The organism is Rothia sp. CCM 9416 (genome assembly GCF_048513535.1).
GTDB lineage: Bacteria > Actinomycetota > Actinomycetes > Actinomycetales > Micrococcaceae > Rothia.
Genome location: NZ_JBLXXR010000003.1, coordinates 120,446 through 145,992 on the forward strand (window position 1 = coordinate 120,446; position 25,547 = coordinate 145,992).

General features: G+C 57.9%; 18 protein-coding genes. 7 read left to right on the forward strand and 11 right to left on the reverse strand.

Annotated elements, in window-relative coordinates:
• Positions 1–24: 24 nt before the first annotated feature.
• The 3 genes from ACN080_RS02615 (at position 25) to ACN080_RS02625 (ending at position 1,532) form a co-directional block, all read left to right on the forward strand.
• Positions 25–810, forward strand: a complete 786-nt coding sequence (locus ACN080_RS02615; RefSeq protein WP_419105235.1) for a hypothetical protein — start codon at positions 25–27, stop codon at positions 808–810.
• A 387-nt stretch (positions 811–1,197) separates the two neighbouring features.
• Positions 1,198–1,383, forward strand: coding sequence for a hypothetical protein (locus ACN080_RS02620; RefSeq protein WP_419105234.1), 186 nt, complete (start codon positions 1,198–1,200; stop codon positions 1,381–1,383).
• Between the two features lie 5 nt (positions 1,384–1,388).
• Positions 1,389–1,532 (forward strand): hypothetical protein, encoded by a 144-nt coding sequence (locus tag ACN080_RS02625; RefSeq protein ID WP_419105233.1) that lies wholly within the window; start codon positions 1,389–1,391, stop codon positions 1,530–1,532.
• 234 nt (positions 1,533–1,766) lie between these two features.
• Here the strand turns inward: ACN080_RS02625 and cls are convergent, their stop codons facing one another.
• The gene (gene cls, locus ACN080_RS02630; RefSeq protein WP_419112396.1) at positions 1,767–3,266 is read right to left on the reverse strand and encodes a cardiolipin synthase; all 1,500 of its coding nucleotides are present in this window, start codon (positions 3,264–3,266) and stop codon (positions 1,767–1,769) included.
• 97 nt (positions 3,267–3,363) lie between these two features.
• Between cls and ACN080_RS02635 the strand changes: the two genes are divergently transcribed.
• A complete protein-coding gene (locus ACN080_RS02635; protein ID WP_419112969.1) occupies positions 3,364–4,068 on the forward strand; it encodes a TetR/AcrR family transcriptional regulator in 705 nt (234 codons plus the stop codon).
• Positions 4,069–4,090: 22 nt separating this feature from the next.
• On the forward strand, positions 4,091–5,053 hold the full coding sequence (locus tag ACN080_RS02640; protein WP_419112970.1) for an NAD(P)-dependent oxidoreductase: 963 nt from the start codon (positions 4,091–4,093) through the stop codon (positions 5,051–5,053).
• A gap of 243 nt (positions 5,054–5,296) precedes the next feature.
• On the opposite strand, the gene ACN080_RS02645 is transcribed toward ACN080_RS02640, so the two are convergent.
• Positions 5,297–7,051: an ABC transporter ATP-binding protein gene (locus ACN080_RS02645; protein ID WP_419112971.1), complete on the reverse strand. Its 1,755-nt coding sequence runs from the start codon at positions 7,049–7,051 to the stop codon at positions 5,297–5,299.
• Positions 7,052–7,128: 77 nt separating this feature from the next.
• Here ACN080_RS02645 and ACN080_RS02650 point away from each other — a divergent pair, with 77 nt between their 5' ends.
• On the forward strand, positions 7,129–7,749 hold the full coding sequence (locus tag ACN080_RS02650; RefSeq protein WP_419100365.1) for a PH domain-containing protein: 621 nt from the start codon (positions 7,129–7,131) through the stop codon (positions 7,747–7,749).
• 103 nt (positions 7,750–7,852) lie between these two features.
• On the opposite strand, the gene ACN080_RS02655 is transcribed toward ACN080_RS02650, so the two are convergent.
• From ACN080_RS02655 to purS, 9 genes are all read right to left on the reverse strand, one after another.
• Complete coding sequence (locus tag ACN080_RS02655; protein ID WP_419112972.1) at positions 7,853–9,040, reverse strand: ABC transporter permease; 1,188 nt, start codon at positions 9,038–9,040, stop codon at positions 7,853–7,855.
• A complete protein-coding gene (locus ACN080_RS02660) occupies positions 9,040–10,572 on the reverse strand; it encodes an ABC transporter permease (protein ID WP_419112399.1) in 1,533 nt (510 codons plus the stop codon). The genes ACN080_RS02655 and ACN080_RS02660 overlap by 1 nt, the downstream gene beginning before the upstream one ends.
• Positions 10,573–10,731: 159 nt before the next feature.
• A complete protein-coding gene (locus ACN080_RS02665; protein WP_419112973.1) occupies positions 10,732–12,480 on the reverse strand; it encodes an ABC transporter substrate-binding protein in 1,749 nt (582 codons plus the stop codon).
• Between the two features lie 351 nt (positions 12,481–12,831).
• Positions 12,832–13,311, reverse strand: a complete 480-nt coding sequence (locus ACN080_RS02670; RefSeq protein WP_419100369.1) for a GNAT family N-acetyltransferase — start codon at positions 13,309–13,311, stop codon at positions 12,832–12,834.
• A gap of 285 nt (positions 13,312–13,596) precedes the next feature.
• Complete coding sequence (locus tag ACN080_RS02675) at positions 13,597–15,696, reverse strand: glucose PTS transporter subunit IIA (protein WP_419112974.1); 2,100 nt, start codon at positions 15,694–15,696, stop codon at positions 13,597–13,599.
• Positions 15,697–15,967: 271 nt separating this feature from the next.
• Entirely contained in the window at positions 15,968–18,514 is a 2,547-nt protein-coding gene (locus ACN080_RS02680; RefSeq protein ID WP_419112975.1) for an HAD-IC family P-type ATPase, read from the reverse strand.
• A gap of 495 nt (positions 18,515–19,009) precedes the next feature.
• Entirely contained in the window at positions 19,010–21,316 is a 2,307-nt protein-coding gene (gene purL / locus ACN080_RS02685) for a phosphoribosylformylglycinamidine synthase subunit PurL (RefSeq protein WP_419112976.1), read from the reverse strand.
• Positions 21,317–21,342: 26 nt separating this feature from the next.
• On the reverse strand, positions 21,343–22,152 hold the full coding sequence (gene purQ, locus ACN080_RS02690; protein ID WP_419100373.1) for a phosphoribosylformylglycinamidine synthase subunit PurQ: 810 nt from the start codon (positions 22,150–22,152) through the stop codon (positions 21,343–21,345).
• Between the two features lie 3 nt (positions 22,153–22,155).
• Positions 22,156–22,407 (reverse strand): phosphoribosylformylglycinamidine synthase subunit PurS, encoded by a 252-nt coding sequence (gene purS / locus ACN080_RS02695; RefSeq protein ID WP_419100374.1) that lies wholly within the window; start codon positions 22,405–22,407, stop codon positions 22,156–22,158.
• Between the two features lie 232 nt (positions 22,408–22,639).
• Between purS and ACN080_RS02700 the strand changes: the two genes are divergently transcribed.
• Positions 22,640–25,525, forward strand: coding sequence for an S-layer homology domain-containing protein (locus tag ACN080_RS02700; RefSeq protein WP_419112977.1), 2,886 nt, complete (start codon positions 22,640–22,642; stop codon positions 25,523–25,525).
• Positions 25,526–25,547: the final 22 nt, after the last annotated feature.

Consider the following 25,547-nt stretch of genomic DNA (forward strand, 5'->3'; position numbering starts at 1 on the left):
ATGAAGAAAATAGCTCTTGTATGTATGTCTAGTATGGTAGTTCCTCTCTTTCTTGTTGGCTGTTCTTCTGAGGCCTCGCAGGAGGCATCTGCCGCAGATATTGAGCAGGCCGCTGTTGCCGCTGTGAGAGCAACCTACCAGCAGGAGTCCCAGGTGGACTGTGGGGGTAAGACCTTGTCGGTAGAGGCTGGGGCGAGCGTAGATTGCGCGATTACTTTAGCGGGTGAGCCGGTTAGCCGTTCAGCATTGGTGCAGGTTGCCTCTCTTACGGATGAAGGCTACACCGTTGATGTGGCTATTACCCCTGAAATCGAGGAGCCTTTGAGCGATATTTCTGCCGATGAGGTGCGGTCACAGGTGCTGCAGTCTTTGACAAACGAGGCTCAGGTTGAGCCGGCTGTAAATTGTTTGCAGGGGCTGGAACGTGTTGTGGGGGCGAGTGTGACCTGCTCGGCCCGGTTTACCGGTGAAGACCAGACGCGGTCCGCTCAGGTAACGGTGAAGAGCGTTACTGCCGCTGGTAGAGCAGAGCTGGGGACGACTCTTAGCCCCAGCATTAAGGAGAAAGCGCTTTCCGATTCACGTGATTCTGTAGCTGCAGTTGTTGCCTCAGCTTTGGAGGGGCAACTGGGAGCAAAACCTGATGTTTCGTGCGGTGATGGCTATATTGAGGTTAGGGGCGGCTCTGCTCTTACCTGTAGCGTTACCTCAGCTTCGGGTCAGGTTCTGGGGGATGCCCAGGTTAAGCTCCGTGATGTTTCTGGTGGTGCCTACGGTGTAGATGTCGCCTTAGAGCAGGCTAGCTCGTAGGGGAAGTGTGGAAGGAAAGCTGATTTTCTGATGGCAGACATTAGATTAAGTTATGAGCTATTGCAGGACCTCATCGATACCTTTAGGGAGGTCAAGGATTCTTTCACTACATATACCTCCTTTTTGATTGGTCTCCGCTGACTGGTGGGGGATCCTTGCCCTGAACCCCCTAGCGACTCCAGGGGATGTTGTGTGAGAGACAGCCTATACCCCGTCAGTGGTGGGAGAACCTTCCAGATAACTTTAAAGAAGCTTCGATTACTTACGCGCCTGGCCTGGTGAGCAATTTGAATGGGGTTCCCTATTAAGGAGCGTGACAAGGCGAGCCGCAAGTTGATTGATGATTTGTTGGCTGACTCCGATATTTCTCAGGAGCATTAGGATGACTTGCAGGAGATCAAAAAGACTGCTGCCACAGACAAAGAGTCCGGTGCGCAGAAGTATATCCTCTTCCTGAATATTTCCCATATGGAGGATAAGGGCGGTACAACGGAGAACGACTTTTTGACTGCAATCTCGGTGGGGGATACGGCTACGGCCACCACGGTTATGATACCCGGTAGGTATGGATAAATAACGTGGGTTCTAGTATCAACAGCTTGGTCGTTAACGCTCGAGACATGTATGTGACTCAGGAGCGTATGAAGAAGGGGGATAAGGAACTGGTTGCTGTTATCGCCTATCCTTGGCTAGGACACCCCCGGATCCTGGGGCTTCTATGAGATTAGTAGGGCCAAAGCAAGAGGCTGTCGACACGGCTAAGGCTGGGCTTTGGCCTATCGAGCGGCGGCAAAATTTCTGGTTCGTTCACTCACCTGATGACCTCTTAGCCCCAGCGGGTGTCTAAGACCTTTGATAGATAAGCCCTCTGGTGGGGGATGGCCGGCAAGCCCCATAAAAGCTGCCCTCACCACCAAGGCTAAGAGCACAAAATCTGACTCTCCTCCTCACAAGCCCTAGAGCAGGGCACTCCACAAGCGGCAAAGATTCTCTGTCACCTTATGGCGCAATGGCCGGTAAATCCACTCGTCATAGCGTAACTTCTTACACACAGCGATATACTCGTGGGCCACCTGCTCCAACTCCTTGACCATATCCGAGCTAACAATGAAAGTTGAGACCTCAAAGTTCAAGGCAAAAGAGCGCGGGTCCATATTTGACGACCCAATGAAAGTGATCTCCTGGTCCACGATCATGAACTTGGAGTGCAGAACGGTTGGCCCAGGGTACTGCTGAATATTAACACCGGCCCGTAGCAGTTCCTCATAGTAGGAACGCTGGCCCATAATGGGCAGAAACTGGTCTCCCTTTTCGCAGACAATCAGGGTTACCTCGATACCGGAGAGCGCCATATTGGTGAGCGCCTGCAAAAGCGTTGACTCGGGCACAAAGTAGGGGGAGCAGATAATGATTCGCTCCTCCGCGTTGTAAATCAGGTGGTTAATCAGGCGCAGATTATTTTCGGTCTCATAGCCCGGCCCTGAGGGCACTATCTGCGCCAGGGGCGGTTGGGCGTCCAGGCTCGCATTATCCTGGGCCTCGATATCCGCATCAATCTCGTTGAGCAGTAGCTCCTTAGTTTCTGCGTACCAGTCAGAAACAAAAACAGCATTAAGCTCGTGCACAACGGGGCCGGTGCAGAAGAAGCACAGGTCTTTCCATTCCAGCCCCTTCTGCAGGTTCTTCTTGAGGTTATAGGTGCGGTCGATAGCGTTTTGGGAGCCGGAGAAAGCAAGCTGTCCATCAATCACCACAATCTTTCGGTGATTACGTAGGTCAGGGCGCTGCCACTGCCCCTTCCAGGGTTTCAAGGGCAACATCAGATGCCAAGGGACCCCCGCCTGAGTCAGCCGCTCTTGAAGCTCCCGCCAGCGCGGGTACTTACGAGAACCAATATGATCAATGAGGATGCGGACAGCAACCCCACGCTGGTGGGCACGAATCAGTGCCTCCCAGAGAGGCTCAGTCGTGGCATCTAACCCGGCGATATAAAACTCTAGGTGAACGTAGGTCCGGGCTCTATCAATATGTTCAGCTAACTCCTGGATGGATTCATTGTTGTGGTGGCGTAGCTCAAAACTGTTGCCCCCAATCAGGGGAAGGGCCCCCAGCTTGTAGTTGAGCTTGGCAGCCACCCGAGCCGGCTCCGAAAGAGTAGCATGACCCAGGACCGCCTGATCGCCCTCAATAGCGTCCTTAATGATCCTGTTCATGGTGCGTTGCCGGCTCAGACGATGCTTAGGGACCAGGTTAGAACCAAAAATGAGGAAGGCAAGTAGCCCCACATAGGGTATGTAGAAAATAGCCATCAGCCAGCCCAGCGCGACCACCGGCTTACGGTTATAGGGCAACCAAAAGATGACGGTTAGGCGGATGATGAGATCAAAAACTACTAAGGACACCGAAAGCCAGTCCGGCAGGTTGGTGATATTGAGGAAGGGCAGACCAAGATTCACCCTCCCAGTCTACCGGCTAAGATACGGTGGCCAGCGGAATCACAGGCCGGAACCCTTGGGGTAGGCTCCGAGCGGGCCCTGCACTAGACTAAGGGGAGTGAACACCTCTGCGCAGGAAACAAGGCCAGCTCCCTCCGCCCGCCAAAGGCGGCGCCAACGCACCCACGCCGCCATACATGGAGCGGCTCTTGACCTGGTCGCTGATAAAGGCTTCAAAGCAGCCACCACCGACGAAATCGCCCAGAAAGCTGGCGTCAGCCCCCGCACCCTCTTCAACTATTTCGCGGCCAAGGAGGACGCCGTCCTGGGGCTACGCCCACCGGTTCTGACCGACCAGATACTAGAGCAGGACCAGACCAGGAGGAATCTCTACATTTTTGAGCGGATCGCTCACTTACTGGTTGACATACTGGTGACTTCCATAGACGGACCCAGCTACCCCCAGCTGAGGCTACTCCTAGATACCTACCCGGAACTCCGCTTCCGCATGCGCACCCACCACCTAGCCTGCGAGAACGTTCTGGCTGACTTCCTGCGCTCAGTGGACTGGCAGGCTTTCTCCCAGCAGGGCCGCAAGGGCCCCTTCATCTACCGGCCCTGTGGTTCACCTACCCCGCTCAGGGAGCACAACGTTCAAGCTGCCCTCTGCATTACCTCCGCTCTGCTGCGCTACATTGACCTCACCCAAGGCATACCGGACGGCCCCCAACGAGATACCCTCATCAGAGAAGCCGTATCAACCTTCCGCCACCTACTGCGCGAAGACACACCAACAGACCCGCCCTCACAGGGCACCCCCTAACCCCGGATCAAAGGAGAACCTCATGAAAATACTTGCCCCCACTTCCATTCGCCTCAAGGAAGAGCTCCTAGGCCTGACCGCCCAGGACCAGCTCATCAGCTACGACCCCGCCGCAAATATCTCCCCCGAGAACTACGACGCCGACGTACTGATCGCCTGGGGCAACACCAACGACCAGCTCAAAGACGCGGCAACCAACCTCCACAAGGTAGAGCTGGTTCAGGCGCTCCTGGCTGGCCCCGACCAGGCCCGCGCCGCAGGTTTCCGCCCCGAAGCTGTTATTGCCTCCGGTAGCGGCCTGCACTCAAAAACCGTTGCTGAGCATACCCTAGCGCTGGCCCTCAACTTTGTGCGTTTCCTGCCCACCCTGGCTGAGCATCAGGCTCAGAAGCATTGGGCCGGTGAGCTGGGTGGCCCCCAGGAGCTACACCCTGCCCACCAGGTCACCACCTTACTCGGCGCCAACGTCACCATCTGGGGCTTTGGCTCCATCGGCACCGCAACCGCCCGTCTCTTCCAGGCCTTCGGTGCCAATGTCACCGGTGTAGCCCGTAGCGCAGGGGAACGCGAGGGCTTCCCGGTTCTTGCTACTGAAGACATCGACAGGGTTCTACCCAGCACCGACATCCTGGTCATGATTCTGCCGAACTCGGAAGAAACCCAGAAGGCTTTGGATGCCGCCCGCCTAGCTCAGCTGCCGGAACGTGCCTATGTGATCAATGTGGGCCGTGGCCCCACCCTGGACCAGGGCGCTCTCATTCAGGCCCTTAAAACCGGTTCTATTGCCGGTGCGGCCCTGGATGTTGTGGAAGAGGAACCTCTTGATCCTGCCGATCCGCTCTGGGATGCCAAGAACCTGGTTATTACTCCTCACTCCGCTGGTGGTCGCCCCGTGGAACCGGAGCCTTTGATCGCTCAGAACCTGCAAGCTCTGCGCGACCAGCGAGCAGGCAAGACCGCTAACTGGCGCAACAAGATGAACTAGTTACCTGCCCTTCTAGGCCTCAGCGCCAGGCCTCCCTGCCCCTTTCGCCTGCTAAGGCTCACACGGTTTTACACGCCCGTAGGCGGTGCTCCCGTTAGCACCCCTTAACGCCAGCCCCGCCGAGCCAGCTAAGGCTCACACCGCCTGCGGGCTGAGCCTTGCTCTCCAAAGCTCATAGAATAAGGCCGCTCCACCCGTCATGGGTGGAGCGGCCTTATCTCTGAACGTGTCTAAAGATCCGTTCTAGCTAACGACCGGCCCTGTTTCTTCCAGTAGCTTGGCGCGAAGCTCACGGCGCTGGGCCTGAGCATCGGGATCAGGTAGGGGAACAGCAGCCAGCAGACGCTGAGTATAGGCCTGTTTGGGGTGGCGCAGGATCTGCTCACGCGTCCCCTGCTCCACAATCTCCCCTCGGCGCATGACCGCAATACGGTCGGCCAGAGCGTCAATAACAGCCAGGTCGTGGGTCACAAAGAGGCAGGCGAAGCCCATCTCCTGCTGAAGCTCCTGGAAGAGTTCCAGCACACGAGCCTGCACAGACACATCCAAGGCACTGGTCGGTTCATCGGCGATCAGGAGCTTAGGCTTGAGCGACAGCGCACGGGCAATACCCACACGCTGTTTCTGCCCGCCCGAGAGCTCATGCGGGTAACGGTTACGGTAAGAGCGGGGCAACTCAACCCGGTCGAGTAGCTCCTCAATCCGCTTCTGTAGGGCATCGCCCTTGGCCTCACCGGCCAGCATCATAGGCTCCCCAATAGATTCACCAATGGGCAGTCGGGGGTTCAAGGAAGAAGAAGGATCCTGGAAGACCATGCCAACATCCTTACGCACCTGGGCCAGGTCCTTACGGCTGGGTTTGCGCATATCAACACCACAAACGTTCAGCTCACCCTCGGCAACCTGCAAGAACCCCACGGTAGCGCGGCCAATGGTGGACTTACCGGAGCCGGACTCACCCACCAGACCCAGCACCTCACCGGCCCGGATCTGAAGGTTAGCGTCGGTAACCGCTCGGAAGGGACCAACCCGACCCTGCTTGGGGTATTCCAGGGCAACGTTCTTAAGCTCCAGGATAACCTCACCATCTGCCTTGGGCGGGGGGAGTACCTGGTTGATGACAGCCGTTGGCGGGCGCTGGCCTTCAGCGGCATCGTCAATGGCTGCGTTCACATCAATCTCATCACCGCCCAGGTGGAGTACCGAACCTAGCAGAGCCTTGGTGTATTCGTGCTGGGGGTTATTGAAGATATCGTGGATTTCACCGGTCTCCACAATCTCCCCTCGGCGCATAACCGCTACCCGGTCAGCCAGGTCAGCAACAACACCCATGTCGTGAGTAATCAGAATAATTGCTGAGTTGAGCTTCTTCTGCAAGTTACGCATGAGCTGAAGAATCTCAGCCTGCACGGTCACATCCAGTGCCGTAGTGGGCTCATCGGCAATCAGGAGCTTGGGGTTGGTGGACAGCGACTGGGCGATCATAGCGCGCTGGCGCTGCCCACCGGACATCTGGTGCGGGTAGGAATTAAAGGCCTTGACCGGGTCAGGCATCTCCACCAGCTCAAGCATTTTAAGAGCTTCGTCTTTAGCCTGAGCGGGTGAGATGTCCTTGTGAATGCGGAGGGTCTCAATAATCTGTTCCCCCACGGTCATGACCGGGTTCATAGCGGTCATAGGTTCCTGGAAGATGACCGCGACCTCTTCACCGCGCACGCTGAGCAAGTCGGTATTAGAGAGCCCAATCAGTTCACGGCCGTTGAGCTTAACGGATCCAGTGACCCGGGCGTTCTTGGGGAGCAGGCCGATCATACCCATAGAGGAGACGGACTTACCGGAGCCTGATTCACCCACAATAGCGAGTACCTCACCGGCATGAACCTCGTAGCTGAGGTTAATGGCGGCGGGAACCCACTTGCGTTCGACACCGAAGTCGACGCTGAGGTCACGAACTTCAAGCACCGGGCTAGCGGTCTGCTGAGTTACTGGAGTATTCACTAGTTTTCCCAACTCTTAGGTTTGGTTAAGGAGTTTTATCTTGTAGAGCGGTTTTTATCTGAGAGAATCTAAAGACTATGAAGTCTCAGTATTTGCAGAACCCCCCGGTACGTTTTCGGACCAAGACAGCTGCCCTCTACACCTGGTGTGCGGGCCTTGTTGCTCTTAGCGTCCTGCTGGCTTTGGCCTACAGCGGCGGCCCCTTAGCCCTTCTCAAGCAGGGGTGGGGTGCACTGCTGATAGCCTACGCCATCTGGTACCTGCTGGGCCGCTCGGATGTCCTTGTTGACCAAGACGCAATTACCGTGCGCAACCCTTTTGTGAACCATACCGTTAACTACGCGGCCCTGATTGATATCTCGACCAGGTACCACCTGACCCTGGTGACAGCCACTAAGCGCTATCAGGCCTTCGGGGTGCCCGCCAGCGGTATGCTTGCCTCCCTCACGGCTCACCGTCAGGACTTACGCAATCTTCCCGCGATCACCTACGCTGTCGGCTCTGCTGTGCGGACTTCGGATTTACCGAACTCAGCGGCAGGTGCCCTGGCCCTGATGATTCGGGGCTACTGGCAGGAGCAGGTAGAAGACGGTGCCCTTGACGGTGTTGAGCCGGTTCAGATATCCACCCTTGATTTGCGGGGGATCCTCACTTGCGGCGCCCTGGTCTTCTTGACTGTGGTAGGGCTCTTCCTTTAGCTAGGAGGGGGTCTGCTTTTTCTCTATAGGTTTATGGGTGGCGGTGGCTGCTTGTTCAGTCACCGCCACGGTTCTCAAAGCTACCGGGGCTGGCTACTGAGCCTCAGAGTTTACCAGCACCGGGTGTACCGGAACCGGGAGCGTCAGGGCCGACGGTCTCCGAGGGGCCTGAGCCCTGCTGGGTGAGCTCAGCATCCAGGCTGGTCCGTGCTAGGCCTGCCTCAGCCGGGGCTGGCTGACCGCTTACCCCCACACCGTTCTCCGCTGAGTGGGCGGTACGCTCGGTGGCTTTCTTGGGGTTGAACTTCTTCTGGCGAGGATCAAAGGCATCTCGCAGACCATCACCCACAAAGTTGATAGCCAGTGAGATTACTAGGATGAAAAGCCCGGGGAACCAGAAGAGCCAGGGGCGGGTTGAGAAAGCTGACTGGTTAGCTGAAATCAGTGACCCCAGCGACCAGTCCGGCGCTTTAATGCCGAAGCCCAGGTAGGAGAGGGCGGTTTCGGTCAGGATGGCCGTACTCATCATCAGGGACACATTCACGGTTACTACACCAATAGCGTTGGGCAGAATGTGCTTAAAGATGATCCGCAAATCAGAGGCACCCGCTAGACGGGCGGCATCAACGAATTCGCGTTCACGCAGGGAGAGGAACTCGGCGCGCACCAGACGGGCCAGGGAAGCCCAGAAGAGCAAGCCCACCACTACACCGAACATGATGGTATTCCAAATACCGTTAAAGTAGCTACCGGCTAGCTTACCCAGTACGGCGGTCAGCAGGATCAGGGGGATGATGATCACCATGTCGGTAAAACGCATGATCAGGGTTTCAACCCAGCCCCGGTAGTAACCTGCCAGGCCCCCAAAGAGTACCCCCAGGAAGGCCGCGATGGCGGTAATGAGGGTAACCACTAAGAAGGTATTTTGAACACCGCGCATGGTCATGGCAAAGAGGTCGCGGCCGGTAGCGTCCTGGCCGAACCAGTGCTGGGCGTTAGGGGCGGCCCCGTTGACGGTGGGGTTCATTTCTGTGTAATTGTAGCCCCACCAGCCGGGCACCGGGCCCACCCCAATGGAGGTGACAGCCAGTAACAGGATCAGCCCCAGGAGAACCAGGGAGATAACGGCACCGGTGTTCTGGCGGAAGCGCTTGCGGACAATCTGCCCCTGGGTTTTACCCACCGACTCCTGGGCCCGGATGTCCACGTTGGTCTCTAGGGCCCGCATAGCGGTGGTTTCGGTGGTGGGCTCTGCGACCGAGCCCTTGTTGGTGGTTTCGTTGGTGCTCATTATGCTTTCACCCTCACGCGCGGATCGAGTGCTGAGTAGAGAAGGTCAGCAACCAGGTTAAAGGTCAGTGCCATGATGCCTGTCAGCAAGAAGACACCCATGACGGGGTTGGGGTCCGTTTGGGCCAGCGCGTCCAAGAAGAGGGTACCCATACCCTTGAAAGCGAAGATGCGTTCGGTGATAGCTGCACCACCGATAATCGACCCAATATCCATAGCGATAATGGTTGCGAGGGGGATCAGCGCGTTGCGGAAGGCGTGCTTCATGACCACGGAACGTTCGGAGACACCCTTGGCGCGAGCCGTGCGGATGTAGTCCTGGTTCATGATCTCCAACATAGAGGCACGTGAGTACCTGGAGTACGATGCCAAGGAAATCAGGGTCAGGGCGATAGTGGGCAGGAGGATATGGGTCATGGTGTCAATCCCATGGATCCAGAAGTCACCCTGCAAGTTGGGGGTGGAGGCGTTAGCCGTTGGGATAGGGCGACCCTTGATACGGCCGCTGTTGAGGTAGCTGGGCCAGGCCTGCATGAAGCGATCTGCAATAATCAGCAGCGCCATAGCTAGGCCGGTGAGCATACCCACACGGGCCCCCTGGCCCTTGTCGTAGCCACCCCAGCCCAGGCCCAGAATGACACCCAGGGCCATAAAGGCTGCCGTGACGATGACGACCATCAGCAAGGTAGCTTGCGCCAGCAGACCTTGAATGGGGAAGTAGGCCACAAGACCGACTACCACCATGCTCAGGCCAGCTCCCAGGGCACGGCGGTTGCGCAGGCCGGAGACCAAAACGGTGAAGGTCAGGGCGGCAACCAGGCCCAGGGGAAGAATGAAGGGGATCCCCAGGAAGGGGGTCAGGAACCAGTGGGTGGCAGACACAAAGATGATGGCCCCAGCGGTTAGGGTGAAGCCCACCAGACCCATGAGGTAGCGGGTCTTTTGCTTGCCGAAGGAGGCCGCATACCAGAAGAGGCCGGCTAGGGCCGAGATCAGCAGGGTGGTGGGAATAGTTACCACGGGGTTTCGCAGGAAGTCGTTAAAACCAATGGCCAGGAATTCCTTGAGCAGAACTGCGATCCAGAAGGAGGGCAGGGAGAAGAAGAGAAAGCTGGCGAAAGTAACGGTGTAATCCAGCCCGGAGTACTGGCGCAGAGCCGAGACAATACCCAGGCAGACACCGATCAGGATAGCCAGAATTGTTGCGGCAAGCACCAGGGTCAGGGTCTGGTAGACGGCGTTAGAGAGCAACTGGGTGACCGGGGTGCCAGCCAGGTTCTGCCCGAAGTCACACTTACCGGCAAAGCAACCCAGCACACCACCTAGCCACTTGAAGTAACGCAGAGGGGCTGGGGTGTCCAGGTCGAGGGCCGCAATGCGCTGGGCAATCAGGGCCTCTTTATTGGGGGAGGTGGAGACTCGTAGCTCTTCTAGGGGATCACCGGCAATAGCTACGAGGTTATAGATCAGAAAGGAGGCACCAAAGAGAATGAAAACCGCGGTAATCAAGCGCCTCACGGAGTACATGAGCATGATAGGTTCCTGGTGGGTTGGGGAGTTAGAGGTGCTGGGGTTGCCAGCCTAACTCAATAGCCAGAAGGCGCGGACGCTGCTTGAGCGTCCGCGCCGGGGAACAAGCTACAGGGCTAAGAAGTTCAGCCACTGTGGCGTGAGCTGAGCATTTGCTAGCTACTAGTTAGCAATATCCCATTCTTCAATGTTCCAGGTCAGGGGCTGAGCGCCTGCCTTAGGCTTGACCCCGCTCAGGAAGTCGCTGTAGGAGGTAACAGCAATGGACTGGAAGAGGGGCAGACCGTAGCCGTCCTTGAAGGTTTCGGCATCGGCAGACATCTTGAGCTCGTTGATCTTAGCTTCATCGGTGGTCTTCATGATCTGATCAGCAGAAGCATCCACGCTGGCGTTGGAGTAGCTGTTGAAGTTGGATGAAGAGCCTGTCTTGAAGATCTGGCCCAAGGTGCTGTTACCTACACCGGGGGATACCCAGCCGAAGATGGAGGCCTCGTAGTCACCACCGGGAAGCAGGGTGCCCCACTGCTCGCTACCGGCGTCCTCTACCTTGAAGCCAGCCTTCTCCGCGGATTCCTTAATCATCTGGAAGGAGTTCACGCGGTTGGAGTTCTTGGAGTTGTAGAGAATGCGGATGGTGGGGGTCTTACCGTCCAGCAGTTCCTTGGCCTTGGCGATATTGGCGTCCATATCATCCAGGGGGTACATGTCGGAGTTGTTGCTCTCCACAGTCTTCTTGTAGTTATCGGCATCCGAAACTACGTAGAGCTGGGAGTTGAGAACCTCAGCCTTATCGTCCATGGGCTTAATGAGCTTGTTGACGATGTCCTGGCGGGGAACGGTCAGCAAGAAGGCCTTGCGCACGTTCTCATCGGCGAAGGGGGAGCCTTCCTTCATGTTCAGGTCCAGGTGATCGTAGGACTGGTCGGGCTGGGTCTCGGTGACAACGTTCTCCAGGTTTTCTAGCTGGCTGACGGTGTCGATGGAGGCCTGGGGGGCAACAGCGTTGACGTCGCCGTTCTGCAGGGCCTGTACCTGGCCAGCGGCATCGGGCAGAACCTTGAGGATGACCTCGTTGATGGCGGGCTTGGTCTCGCCCTGGTATTCGGGATTGGCGGTCAGGGTAACTGACTGGTTCTCCTGAACACCGGTCACCAGGTAGGGGCCGTTACCTACGGTCAGGGCCTTGTTGCTGGGCATGGTGGTGGTGTCAAACTTAGTTTTCCAGGCATCAGCAATCTTGCGGAGGTTTTCGTTCTCCTCGCCGGGGGTGGCGCTTTCCAGGGTCTGGACCAGGGTTTCTTCGTCCATGCCAGCCAGTTCAGCTACCACGTGAGCGGGCTTGCCGATGTCGTAGGCAATCTCCCAGTCAGCAAAGGCCTGGGGGTAGTTGAAGGTAATGGAGCGGCCGTCTTCACTGAGGGTGGGCTTACCGGCTTCCTTGAGGCCCTGGGTGTCACCGGCGTACTCAAAGTAGCTAACGGCGTCTTCGCCTTCACCGTCAAAGTAACCTGACTGAGAAGCCCAAGCCAGCAGCAGGTCACCCTTGTCGATCTCGTTGCCGTCGGACCACTTCTGGCCCTCGTTGACGGTGTACTCGACCTTGATGCCGTCGCCGTCATCCTTCTTCTCGTAGCTGCCGAACCAGTCATTGTGGCGGACCTTGAGCTCATCGGTGATGGTGTAGAAACCGGTGTTGGTCATGGTAGCAACAATGGCGTTGGTGTCAGTGTTACCCGTGGCGGTTCCAATGTTGAGGGACGAGAACACGTTAGTGATCGCAATGGATACAGACTTATCACCCGATGAACCTGAACCACCACCGGCGGTGTTTGATGATCCGGCGCAGGCCGAAAGGGCGAGTGCGGCAACGGCTGATAGGCCGAGCGCTGATGAGATACGGGTTGTACGCATTGGCGTCTCCTCGTGTGAAGGGGAAAAATTCGGTGGCTTGTGGCCCACACTTAGCCCGGCCTGAGCCGGTCTAGCACCAACCAGAGGGATGGGGTGTGGTGAGTCACAAAACCTGTACTCTATATATTAGGCTACTTCTTAGGGCACCCGCCACCTGAACCCTCCTTTGGCTGAAAAACTTTCATAAAAAGTCAAAAAAGTTTTGACAGTCCCCTGAAAACTAGAGGAAGAACCAATCATCTTTATGCAGGGCTCTACATGAAAATAAATTATTGGTAAGCTGTGGCGGCTGGCTTCTGACCCCCTTAGCATGCTGATATGTTGGCGCTGAGCTAGGCTCTCTCGGCGGGCCTAATCACCTAGCGAGCGGACCATCTGAATATGCTCGATCCCAGCTTCGAGGTAGGGGGAACCTACCTCTTTAAAGCCGGCTGGCCCGTAGTAACCATCTTTGAGGTAGGCCTGGGCGCTGATTACAACTCGTTCGGCCTCCGTATTCTCTTCTAGCCAGGTGAGGGCCTGAGCGAGGAGCTTTTTGCCCAGACCGGTGCCGCGGACGCGGGGGTGGACAGCAACCCGGCCAAGTGTCCAAGCAGTAGGGTCTGCGGGGTGGCTGCCATCGGAGTAGGTAGACAGGTCAAGCATACGCAGGTAGGCCAGTACTTCGCCTTCTTCTGTTGCCTGGTAGAGATGGAAGGCGTGACGGTCGGCGCGGTCGATCTCGTTTTCTTCGGTAATCTTTTGGCCGACCACAAAGACCAGCCCGCGGAGCAGGTAAATCTCGTTGAGCTCATCAAGAGTCAGCTCATAAAAGGGTTTCACGGTAAACATGCCCCTATTCTAAAACCCGTCCAGGGTGGGGCTATCACCGGTGGGTAACTGCAGCGGTAGCTTGTCTATTGAGTGGGGTCTGCCGGTGGGCGCTGATGCGCGGGGCTGGCCAGTGAGGGTGCCTTGGGGTTTTTAGCCCTATCAAGGGCAGAACCAGCCGAAAAAACTTCCGCCAGCTCGGGGGCACCAGCTGCGGGAAGCTAGGGCAAGCAAATCTGACACCCACCACAGAAAAGCCCCGCCCCTCTTAGAGAGGGGCGGGGCTTTCTAACAGCCAGTGGAGGACTACTTGGTAGTGACCTTCAGCAGTTCGCTACCGGGCTGAACGCTGCCGGTAGTTCCTTCAACCTCGGCAAAGCGGTTGGTGTTGGTGACCAGAATGGGAGTCACCAGTGAGTAACCGGCGTTCTGAATGACCTGAGGGTCAAAGGTCATCAGGATGTCGCCGGGAGCAACACGCTGACCCTTTTCGACCTTGACATCGAAGCCTTCACCGTTGAGGTTAACGGTGTCGATACCAAGGTGAATGAGGAGCTCAATGCCGTTATCCAGCTTAAGGCCAACAGCATGGCCAGAAGGCATGGTAACGGATACCTTACCTGCGGCAGGAGCTATGACGGTGTTACCGCTGGGGATAATAGCGGCACCCTTACCCAGCTTCTCTGCGGCGAAGATAGGATCCGGGGTCTCGGACAGAGCCACAGCCTGACCTTCCAGGGGAGAAGCCAGGGTCAGGACGGTACCAGCGGCAGGAGCCTGAGCCTCTGCTTGGTCGTTGGACCAGGGGGTAGCAGCTGAGGCGCCGGTTGCAGCACCAGCAACGGCAGCTGCACCTGCGCTAGCGCCGGCAGTAGCAGGAGCGGCGGCTGAAGCCCGCTGCTCAGCCTTTTCCTCAGCGGAGGTTTCGCCGGCCTTGGGCTTGGACTCGTAACCGAAGACCAGTACGCCTGCCATAGCACCAAAGAAGGCAATAGCCAGACCGATAGCGTACAGGTGGGTGGGCTGCATAGCGGGCAGCGAGATCAGTGAGGTGAAAGCAAAAGCGTAGGACTTAACACCCAGCGCCGAGATGGTTGCGCCACCGATGATAGCGGGAACCAGGATGAGGGGGAAGACACGCTTGTAGCGCAGAACAACACCGTAGAGGGAAGGCTCAGAGATACCACCGAGCAGACCGGATACAGCGGCACCGGTCGCGGTCTGACGCAGTTCCCTATTGTGCTTGGCGCGGATAGCAACACCGGTAACCAGGCCGAAAACAGCGAAGTTGTAAGCACCCATGGGGGACTGGATGAAGTCGGTACCGGTGGTCTGCAGGTTATTAATCATGATGGCGTTCAGAGGCCAGTGCAGACCCAGGGGCACCATGAAGAGGTAGAGACCAGCAATCAGGCCACCGACCAACCATGGAGCAACCTCGTTGACGTTACCGATGATATCGGAGATAGCAAGAGCGAACTTAATGCCGATGGGGCCAATCAGGAAGGCGGTCAGGGGGACCAGAACCATAACAGAAATCATGGGCACGAAGACCATGTGCAGCATGGTGGGGATAATCTTCTTGAGGAAGCGCTCTAGGGGTGCCAGCAGGGCTGCGGCGAAGAGCGGCGGGAAGATCTGGCCGGTGTAGTTCATAACGTAAAGGGGGAGGTCCAGGCCCAGGAAGGGGACGTTGACAACGCCATCAACGGCGATGTTGTTAAAGCCCTGGAAGGTGCCGGTCGTGAGGGCGGCGGGGATAGCTGCACCAACCCACATGTTAGCGCCCAGGCGCTTAGCGGCGGTGGCGCCAATCATGATGGGCATGAACTGCAGAACCGACAGCGAGGCTGCCATGAGGATGAACCAGAAGGGGAAGGTTGCGCGCCACTCGTCTAGCATAGCGGCGGCGGCATCGGGGTCAGCCAGGCGGGGACCGTTAACAATATCAATGTTAACCATCTTGCCGGTGAGGTCAGTGTACTGGCCGAAGTAGCCGAACTGCTGGAGGAAGACGATCAGGGTCAAGATCATGGAGGTGCCCAGCAGAGCCCACAGGATGGGGCGGAAGGAGTCTGAGAGCACATCGAAGACGCGGGTCAGAACGCCGGCCTTCTTCTGGTTGGGGTCAGCCTCGCCCTTGCCCTCGCCAACGGTGCCCATGCCGGGGAGCTTGAGCATCTCGTTGTAGACAGACTCGACCTTATCGCCGAGCACGACCTGGGTCTGGCCGGACTGCTCAATGATGGAAAGAACACCGGGGATGTTCTCAATCTTGGTGCGGTCAATAGCGCTATTGGACTTGGGAGTTACGCGCAAGCGGGTAGCGCAGTGGGTAAAGTGCGAGATGTTCTCGGGGCCGCCCAGGCCTTCAAGAATTTTCTCACCCATTTGTGAATTATTCACGAGTGAACCTTACTGGTATGTGTGCGGTTTGCCCTGGCCCCTTAAGACAAAAAGACCCGAGTTGCCTATCTATACGGTCTTCCCCCAGAGGGCAGACTCATGCACTTAAAACCAATCCGGTGCCTAGACCGGACCTCATCTAAGAGCTGATAGCAACTCAGGTCTTGCCTGCTGAACCAGTAACAATCCTGATGATTGACTAAAATTGCGGGGACGAACCCCGTTACCCATTCACCCTACTATTCCTTGCGGTAAGACGCAAGCGCCCCTGTTAGGAGCCTTCTTTTGAGATGGCCTGGCTTGCTTCGATGACCTCACGGTGGTGAGTTCTGAGCCATCTGTTGTGCAGTTGCAGATTGACTTCGATGAGCAGGCACCCCATGATTGCAGCACCTAGCGTGACCAGCAGGTAAGAGCCAGAGGGAAGGGTGAACTGGTGGTACCAGAGAGAGGGCGGCAGAACCAGAACCAGGGCAAGGCCCAGGTACATGCCCGCAACAATGAGGAGCCTGACCCCGCGAAGTGGCCTGGTGACGGTGGTGATGTTGTAGACACCCATGAGGACCAGGGCAATAAAGGTCGCGGTCTGAACCTCCGAGGTTGCTATACCCGCATGGCTGTGCCCGTAGCCAATCACCAAGACCAGCACGGCAGTGATGACCAGGGCGCTGGGGATAGCGTAGTGCAGGGCCCTACTCAAGAAACCGCTGACATAGCGGCGCTTATTGGGCAGCATGGTCAAGAAGAAGGCCGGGCCACCTACAATCAGTAGGTCAGCGGTGGAGTACTGGCGAGGCAGGAAGGGGAACTGCCAGCAGAGGATGCCCAAAGTCAGGCCCAGGAAAATTGCAAAGGCCGTCTTGGTGAGGAAGAGGTTGGTCACCCGCTCGATGTTGGCGATAATCTTACGGCCTTCAGCAAGCACACTGGGGAGCCTATCAAAACGACCATCCAGCAGAACCAGACGGGAGACGGCCTTGGTTGCTGGTGCGGCGTTACCCATAGCAATGCCCAGATCAGCGTGTTTGAGGGCAAGAGCATCGTTAATACCGTCACCGGTCATAGCAACTACTCGACCCGCTTGGCGTAGACCCAGCACCATGTTCTTCTTCTGCTCCGGGGAAACCCGGCCAAAGACACTGTGGGTCAGGGCAGCCTCAACCAGTTCGGGGCCTTGCTCAGGCAGGGTGGAGGCATCTACTGCGCCAGCTGAGGTATCCATGCCTGCGGCCTGGGCGGCGGCGGCCACCGTGCGGGGGTTATCACCGGAAAACACTTTCAGGTCGATACCCTGCTCCCGGAAGTAGGCTAGGGTGGCGGGTGCCTCGGAACGAACTTGTTCCCGGAAAATCACAAAGAACTGGGGGTCTAGACCCTGCGGAACCTGCTGGGCCACACGGCCCGAAGAATCACGGGTCAGGGCGGGAGCATGACCGAGAACCATCACCCGCAGGCCGGAGGCCGCAAGCTCACCTGCTCGGAGCGCGGGCGCTGAACCGGGAGAGAGTAAGACCTCGGGGGCACCCAGAATCCAGGCGCCACTACTGGCGAACTCCACCCCGCTAAAGCGCAGAGCCGACGAAAACGGCAGGAGCGCCTGAGCCTCTTCAAGGCCCTGCCCCTTGGTCAGCTGCGCAAAGGGTTCTTTCAGGGCGGCGGCGGTAGGGTTGGCGTTATCATCGGCACCGAACCAGGCTAAAGCGCCCTGCCAGCCGGGATTTTTACCCACGTCGTGGCCTTGGGCAAGCCGGACCTCTTGTTGGCCCTCTGCACGGGCCAAGACTGTTCCATCGAGCAGACGGGCCGACTCAAAGCGCACCCCACCCTCGGTCAGGGTGCCGGTCTTATCGAAGCAAACCGTATCAACACGGGCTAGCACTTCAACCGCAGGCTGTTCCTGAATCAGCACCTCAGATTTGGCGAGCTTGACCGAAGCAACCGCAAAAGAGATGGTGGTCATCAGAGCCAGACCCTGAGGAATCATGGAAGCAACCGAGGAAACAGAGGTAATCAGGGCATCACGCCAGCTCCCGGTCTCCAAGGCCACCTGCCAGCCACCGGCCGCCTGCATCTGCCCGTTGAGGACCACCGCAATAATCGGTACCAGAGCCCAGGTAATCCAGGTAACTACCCGCTCCATACCCGCGCGCAGTTCGGAATGAATGGTGGTGAACTGGCGGGCCTCAGCGGTAATTTTTGCGGCACGAGATTTAGCACCCACCGCAGAGAGCCTTACCCTGCCGGAGCCGCCAATAACAGAGGAAGCAGAAAGTACCTGATCACCGGGCTTCTTACCCACCGGGTCGTTCTCACCGGTCAGCAGAGACTCATCCACATCAAGGCCGTCACTGGTCAGGACCACAGCATCGGCGGGAACCTGGTCACCACGTTTGAGCAGAACAACATCGTCCAGCACCAGCTCATCGAGCGGAACCCGAACGAGCTTGCCATCACGCAGGGCGCTCACCGGGTCACGCCGTAAGAGAGCGATTTTATCGAGCTGGCGTTTAGCGGAGAATTCCTGCGTAAAGCCAATGACAACGTTGGCGATAGCTGCCAAGAGAAAGAGCGTATCGAGCCAGCTTCCCAGCATAATTACCGCAAGACCGCACAGCCCAAGAACCAGGTTAAACATGGTAAACAGATGGGACCGGACGATGGCCGCTGTCGTTCGAGAGGTCGCGGTGTTCTGGGTATTGACGAGCCCTGCCTGCTGACGCTCAGCCACCTCTTGCTCACTCAGGCCCTGCGAGGCCAGGACGCTATCGGGCTGGGTGCTCACAGCGACACGGTGGCGGGTACTTGCGGCACCAGACATGCAAAGGGCTCCTCGGATAGGTGATGGGCGTCCTTTCTAGTTTAGTTCAGCAAGTGCCCGCAGGACTCAGCCCAGGGTATGAAGTCTTGATCTCTGCACACCTTCATTCTGTACTCGGCTCCAGCTAGGGCGGGGCCCAGCCATATACAAAAGAGAGTTGAATTTTGTTGGTGGTCGGCTCTGGCTAGGGTTGGGTCCAGCAAAACCCCGGCGGGTCCACAAGATTATGGACCACGCAGAAAAACTGGTGCCCGGTCTCTGGAGCTAGCGGACGCCTGCACTCACCAGCCTTTGCCCTAGGGTGATGGGCTGCTGCATGAGCTCACTCCACTGCGTCCTGACGACTTTCTAGCCCCAAGAACTCTTTTCAAGCCCCAAGAACTCAAAGCAGAATCTCCGCTGATCCAAGGAGGAAAAACAAACATCCGCCCCCTTGCTCCACAGAGGAGTCGGGGCGGATGCCTGATTCATCACAGCGGGAATCCCGAGGTGATGCTAAGAAGCGAAATAGCCGGGCAGCGTGCCTTCGTGGGCTTGACGTAGCTCATCGAGGTCAAGAGCTACCTGGCCCTGAATATCCAGGGTCTTGGAGACAGCATCCACGACACCGATACGGGCGAAGGGGTAGGAGCGGGCAGTGCACATGTCCTTGAAACGTACCTCTTCGGAGCGGGGTACCGAAACCAGTACACGGCCCAGGGACTCTGAGAAGAGCAGGGTGAAGATGTCCACGCCGTCACGCTCCGCCAGTTCACCCAGACCCACACGGGCACCGACGCCAAAGCGCAGGCAACCCTCTACCAGGGCGGCGGCCAGGCCACCGGAGGAAAGGTCGTGGGCGGCATCAATCATGCCGTCCCGGCTCATGTTCACCAGCATGTCACCGAGCAGGCGCTCAGCGGCCAGATCTACCTGGGGAGGCAGACCGCCCAGGTGCCCCTTGTACCGGGCCCACTCGGAGCCATCCAGCTCATCGCGGGTAGTGCCCAGCAGGTAGAGAGCCTGGCCGTCATGCTCAGCAGACCAACCGGAGGGGGTCCGGCGACTGACATCGTCCATGACACCCATCATGGCTACCACGGGGGTGGGGTTAATGGCCTTACCACCGGTCTGGTTGTAGAGGGAGACGTTACCTCCGGTCACGGGAACCCCCAGTTCCATACAGCCGTCCGCCAGGCCGCGCACAGCCTCGGCGAACTGCCACATGATGTCCGGGTCCTCGGGAGAACCAAAGTTCAGGCAGTCAGAAACAGCTACGGGGCGCGCACCCACGGTAGCCACGTTGCGGTAGGCCTCAGCCAGGGAAGCCCGAGCACCGGTGTAGGGGTCCAGCTTGGTGAAGCGGGGGTTGGCGTCGGTTGCTAGGGCCACACCCAGGCCGGTCTCTTCGTCCACACGGATGATGCCACCGTCATCGGGCATAGCCAGGGCGGTATTGCCCTGAACATAGCGGTCGTACTGGTTGGTGATGTAGCTCTTGGAGCACATGTTCGGGGAGGCCATGAAGTTCTTGATAGCCTCACCCAGCGCTTGACCGGTGGGGCGTTCATCATCTGCTGCCGAACCGGTGAAATGGTCAGCTTGCAGGGCGTCCTGCCAGTCGGGGCGACCGTAGGGGCGCTCGTAGGTGGGGCCCTCGTGGGCAACCGTCTTGGGGTCAACGTCCACAATGATTTCGCCCTGCCACTCAATCGTGAGGCGGCCAGAACCGGTGACCTCACCCAGAATGGAGTATTCCACATCCCACTTGTGCATAATCTCTTCAAAACGGGCCAGGTTCTCGGGGGTTACCACCGCCATCATGCGCTCCTGGGACTCCGACATGAGAATCTCGCCGGGGGTGAGGGTGGGGTCACGCAAGAGGACCTTGGTCAAATCAACGTGCATACCACCGTCCCCGTTAGAGGCGAGCTCGCTGGTGGCACAGGAGATACCAGCAGCACCCAGGTCCTGAATGCCCTCAACCACCGATCCCTTGAAGAGCTCTAGGCAGCACTCAATGAGGACCTTCTCGGCAAAGGGGTCGCCCACCTGAACGGCGGGGCGCTTGGAGGGCTTGGTGTCATCAAAAGACTCAGAAGCTAGCACGGAGGCACCGCCAATACCGTCACCACCGGTGCGGGCACCAAAGAGGATGACCTTATTGCCAACACCGGAGGCATTCGCCAGGCGGATGTCTTCGTGGCGCATAATGCCTACAGCCAGGGCATTGACCAGCGGGTTTGCCTGGTAACACTCGTCAAATTCCACTTCGCCGCCAATATTAGGCAGGCCCAGGGAGTTGCCGTAGCCGCCCACACCGGAGACTACGCCGGGTAGGACGCGGGCGGTGTCGGGGTGGTCTATTGCCCCAAAACGCAGGGGGTCCATGACCGCTACGGGGCGCGCCCCCATGGAGATAATGTCACGCACGATACCGCCCACACCGGTTGCCGCCCCCTGATAGGGCTCAACGTAGGAAGGGTGGTTGTGGGACTCAATTTTGAAAGTGACAGCCCAGCCCTTGCCAATGTCGGTCACACCGGCGTTCTCGCCGATACCGACCAGCATGTCCTTCTTCATCTCTTCGGTCACCTTGGCGCCGAACTGCTTGAGGTGGACCTTAGAAGACTTGTAGGAACAGTGCTCAGACCACATGACCGAGTACATGGCTAGCTCGGCGGCGGTGGGGCGGCGGCCCAGGATCTTCTTGATGTCCTCGAACTCGTTTTCTTTCAAGCCCAGTTCGGCCCAGGGGAGTTCGGTGTCGGGGGTGGCGGCAGCGTGCTCGACGGTGTCGAGGTTAAACTTCTTGTCGTTCAATGGTGTGAATCCTTCGGTGGGGCCCGCTAGGCCTTGACCAGCTTCTTAAGAACAGAGGTGAAAACGCCCAGGCCATCAGCACCCTGACGCAGGCCCACGGGGCCAAAACCAGAGGATGAGGGCCCAAAACCGGGTTCAACGGCGTGTTCGGGGTGAGGCATCAGGCCAACCACATTGCCTGCCTCATTACAGATACCTGCAATATCGTTGCGTGAGCCGTTGGGGTTATGGCCCACATAGCGGAAGACCACCCGGCCCTCAGCTTCAAGAGCGTCCAGGGTCTTGGTATCGGCTACATACTGGCCGTCCTGGTTCTTGAGAGGCACCACAATCTCCTGGCCCTGCTCAAAATCGCAGGTCCAGGCGGTCTGGCTGTTCTCGATGCGTAGAATCTGGTCACGGCAGATGAACTTACGGTGATCGTTCTTAATCATGGAGCCGGGGAGCAGGTGCGTCTCGGTCAGAATCTGGAAACCGTTGCAGATGCCCAGAACCGGCAGGGGGGAGGAGCCGGATGTACCCGCTGCGCTCGCCGCTTCAACGACCTGAGCCATCACCGGAGCCTTGGCGGCAATAGCCCCGGCGCGGAGGTAGTCACCGTATGAAAAACCGCCGGGAACAATGACTGCATCTACCTGGTGTAGGTTTGCGTCATTGTGCCACAGCGGTAGGGGGGTGCCACCGGCTAGACGTACGGCGCGGGCTGCGTCGCGGTCATCGAGGGTGCCGGGGAAGGTCACCACACCAACTCGGATACCCGCTAGAGCGGTATCGGGGCTGGCGGTGGAGAAATCGCCAACCAGGGGAACGTCGTGTGCTGCGAGAGATTCTGCCACCGTTTAGTCCTCCAGCGCCTGGACGTTGATGACGTCTTCGATGACCGGGTTAGACAGCAGTTCTTCTGCTGCCTGGCGGGCCTGGGCGAGGAGCTCATCGGTCAGGGGGCCATCAACGGTCAGCTCGAAACGCTTGCCCTGACGGACATCGGTGAAATTGGAGAGGCCGATGCGGGGAAGCTCATGGGCGATGGCCTTGCCCTGGGGGTCGAGGATCTCGGGCTTGAGCATAACGTCAACAACAATACGGGCCATGAAGGGGCACTCCTTGGGTGCTGGAATCTAATTAAAGCCAGCTCTCATTTTACACGGGGGTGGAGTGTCGCGGGGCACATTGGGGTACCTGTAGATGGGTTTCAGGAGCCGAAAAATAGCCCCTGGGTCTGGAGGTAGGATGTCTTAGGCTGTAGGGTATTGAGTGAACCTGTGTCTTGAGACACACGTTTATTTTTGAGAAAAACCAGGCACCTACCCTCAGGAGCTACCCTTGAGACGCACACTCGGTCGTTTTCTGACCATACCCACCCTTTCTGTCATGGCCCTGGCCGGCACACTCCCAGCCCAGGCGCTCCCCGCTCCCCTCCCAGGGCCCACCGGAGCCCCGGGCAGCTACACCGAGCAGAACCTAGCAGACACCCTCTTCGGGGATGCCTCAAATTACCGCATCCCAGCCCTAGCCGACCTCGGTGATGGCGTTGTCCTAGCTGCCTGGGACGGCCGCCCCAATAACGCGAGCGATGCACCTAACCCTAACTCTATTCTCATGCGCCGTTCCACCGACTACGGTGCTAGCTGGTCAGAGATCAGTTACATCGCCCAGGGACAGCTACCCACCGCCGGGACCAAAAAATACGGGTACTCAGATCCCTCATTTGTCGTGGACCGGGAAGCTGGCAAGGTCTTTGCTTTCTTCGTCTACTCCCAGGATCAGGGTTTCCACCACAGCGAGTACGGCAACGATATAGCCAATGACCGCAATGTCATTGGCGCTGTTGTCACGGAATCTAGCGACGGGGGTATCACCTGGAGTAAGCCCCGGGATATTACCCCCATTGCCAAGCCCGGAACCAGCAAGGCTAACCCCCTGCCCGGGGATGTCAAAAGCACCTTTGCTAGCTCGGGCGAGGGAATCCAGCTTAAATACGGCCCACACAAGGGCAGGCTCATACAGCAGTTTGCAGGTAAGGTCAAGCAAGCTGATGGTTCAGAGGCTATCCAGGCCTACTCTCTCTATTCAGATGACCACGGTCAAACCTGGCAGCGCGGTAACTTTGTGGGAACCGGTATGGATGAGAACAAAGTGGTCGAGCTTTCAGATGGCCGGGTCATGATGAACTCACGCGATAGTTCCAACTCCCACCTCCGTAAGGTGGCTATCAGCTCCGATGGCGGTCAGACCTGGGGGCCTGTAAGCCTAGATGCCGAGCTGCCGGACCCCACAAATAACGCCTCAATTATCCGCATGTATCCCAATGCCCCCCAGGGAAGCAAGGACGCCCAGAAGCTCATCTTCACTAACTCCTATAACGGGGCTAACAGCCAACGTAAGAACCTCACCGCCAGGGTTTCCTGCGATGACGGTCAAACCTGGCCGGGCATCCGCCAGTTCCAGCCAGGATCTGGTGCCTATTCCTCCGCCACCGCTCTCTCTAACGGCAACTACGGGGTTCTCTACGAGGCCAGCTACAAAACCGATATCCGCTACGGCACCTTTAACCAAGACTGGCTTAACGTGGTGTGTGCACCGCTAAGTGCTGAGCCTGTGACGGTGGAAGCGGGCCAGAGCGTGAACCTTCCGGTGACGATCACCAACCAGGAGGACAGGGCAATTAGTGGCAGGCTGACCTTAGCTGACACCGCTGATCTGACCGGTAACCAGAGTGACCAGATCACCCTTGCCCCCGGTGAAAGTCAGACCGTCACCTTAACTCTGACCGCCGCAGCTGCCGCCCGTTCAGGCTCCATTGACGCCGTCTTTACCGGTGAGGACGGCCGCCAATCCCGCTACAGTCTGGGGGTTAGCGTCAGTGGCAATAAGAGCCTGGGTGTGGAGATTTCTCAGGCCTCGGCTCAGACTCGGGATACCGTAGCAAACCCCTACTCTGTGGGAGAACAAGTGACCTATAACTTCTCGGTCACTAACACCTCACCGGAAACTGTTGACGTGGTACCGGTCGGGGGGAATCTGGATACCGGGTTCCTGCCACCGGCACCCCATGAAGCCAAACGGAAGAACTGCCGTTATTTGAAACTTGCGGCAGGTGCCGGTTACAGCTGTGGCACCGGTAAGCACACGGTTACTCAAGAAGACCTCGATCGCGGCTACTTTGTGCCGGAGTTAAAATTTAGTGTCAGGGCCACAGCAGATCCCAGTCGAAGCCAGGAAGTAACCCACACCGGTGCCCCGGTACGCCTGGGCAAAACAGAAGTAGTTCCCACCCTAGCTATTTCAGGCCAGATGACTTCACAGCCTCAGCAGTACTATGCCCAGGGCGATGTCATTGCCTACAGTTTCCAGGTCAAAAACGAATCCGCTCTTACTCTTACTGCCCTGCCCACATCCAGTAATTTTGAGCAAGGCTTCTCCCTCCCGGCCAAACCTAACTGCCGTTGGATCGGGCTCAAACCTGCAGGCACTTATACCTGCTCTACAGCGCGTCACACCCTTACCGCCCAGGACTTGGAGCGTGGCTACTTCCAGCCAGAGGCTACTTTCACCGCAGTCAGTTCTCTAGACGGTAGCGAGAAGACCTTTAGCTTTACCGGCGAGCGAATTGCCGTGCCTGCTGCCCCTGAGCCGGAGACCCCCGGTAACCAGGACCCTATCTTCCGTGATGTTAAGGCAGATAACATGTTCTACACCGAGATTCAGTGGGTTGCCCAGCACGGTATCGCTCGCGGCTGGCCTGATGGCACTTACCGCCCGCTAGCCGATATCGAACGCGCTGCTATGGCGGCCTATCTCTTCCGTCTGACAGGCCCCCAGGACTACCAAGCCCCGGAAGTTTCACCTTTCAAGGATGTGCCCACGAGCCACCCCTTCTACCGTGAGATCGCCTGGATGTACCAAGCCGGTATCGCACGCGGTTGGGAAGACGGTACTTTCCGGCCCCAGCAAAGTGTCAACCGTGATGCAATGGCCGCCTTCTTCTACCGTCTATCGGGGGCCCAGGGCTACCAGGCACCGGCTACCTCGCCCTTTACCGATATCAGCACCGACGACATCTTCTACACAGAGATCTCTTGGCTAGCTGAACAGAAGATCAGCACAGGTTGGCCCGATGGCAGCTACCGCCCCGTCCAGCCCATTAAGCGTGATGCTATGGCCGCTTTTGTCTACCGCTTTGACCGGTCTCTTACAGACCAGAAGTAGTCGGACATTATGCGCTAGAGAT

Excerpts from the sequence above, each read along its gene's own strand:
- ACN080_RS02615 (WP_419105235.1), top strand. The coding sequence starts at position 25 with ATGTCTAGTATGGTAGTTCCTCTCTTTCTTGTTGGCTGTTCTTCTGAG.
- ACN080_RS02640 (WP_419112970.1), top strand. The coding sequence starts at position 4,091 with ATGAAAATACTTGCCCCCACTTCCATTCGCCTCAAGGAAGAGCTCCTA.
- ACN080_RS02650 (WP_419100365.1), top strand. The coding sequence starts at position 7,129 with ATGAAGTCTCAGTATTTGCAGAACCCCCCGGTACGTTTTCGGACCAAG.
- ACN080_RS02655 (WP_419112972.1), bottom strand. The coding sequence starts at position 9,040 with ATGAGCACCAACGAAACCACCAACAAGGGCTCGGTCGCAGAGCCCACC.
- ACN080_RS02660 (WP_419112399.1), bottom strand. The coding sequence starts at position 10,572 with ATGCTCATGTACTCCGTGAGGCGCTTGATTACCGCGGTTTTCATTCTC.
- ACN080_RS02665 (WP_419112973.1), bottom strand. The coding sequence starts at position 12,480 with ATGCGTACAACCCGTATCTCATCAGCGCTCGGCCTATCAGCCGTTGCC.
- ACN080_RS02670 (WP_419100369.1), bottom strand. The coding sequence starts at position 13,311 with ATGTTTACCGTGAAACCCTTTTATGAGCTGACTCTTGATGAGCTCAAC.
- ACN080_RS02680 (WP_419112975.1), bottom strand. The coding sequence starts at position 18,514 with ATGTCTGGTGCCGCAAGTACCCGCCACCGTGTCGCTGTGAGCACCCAG.
- purS (WP_419100374.1), bottom strand. The coding sequence starts at position 22,407 with ATGGCCCGTATTGTTGTTGACGTTATGCTCAAGCCCGAGATCCTCGAC.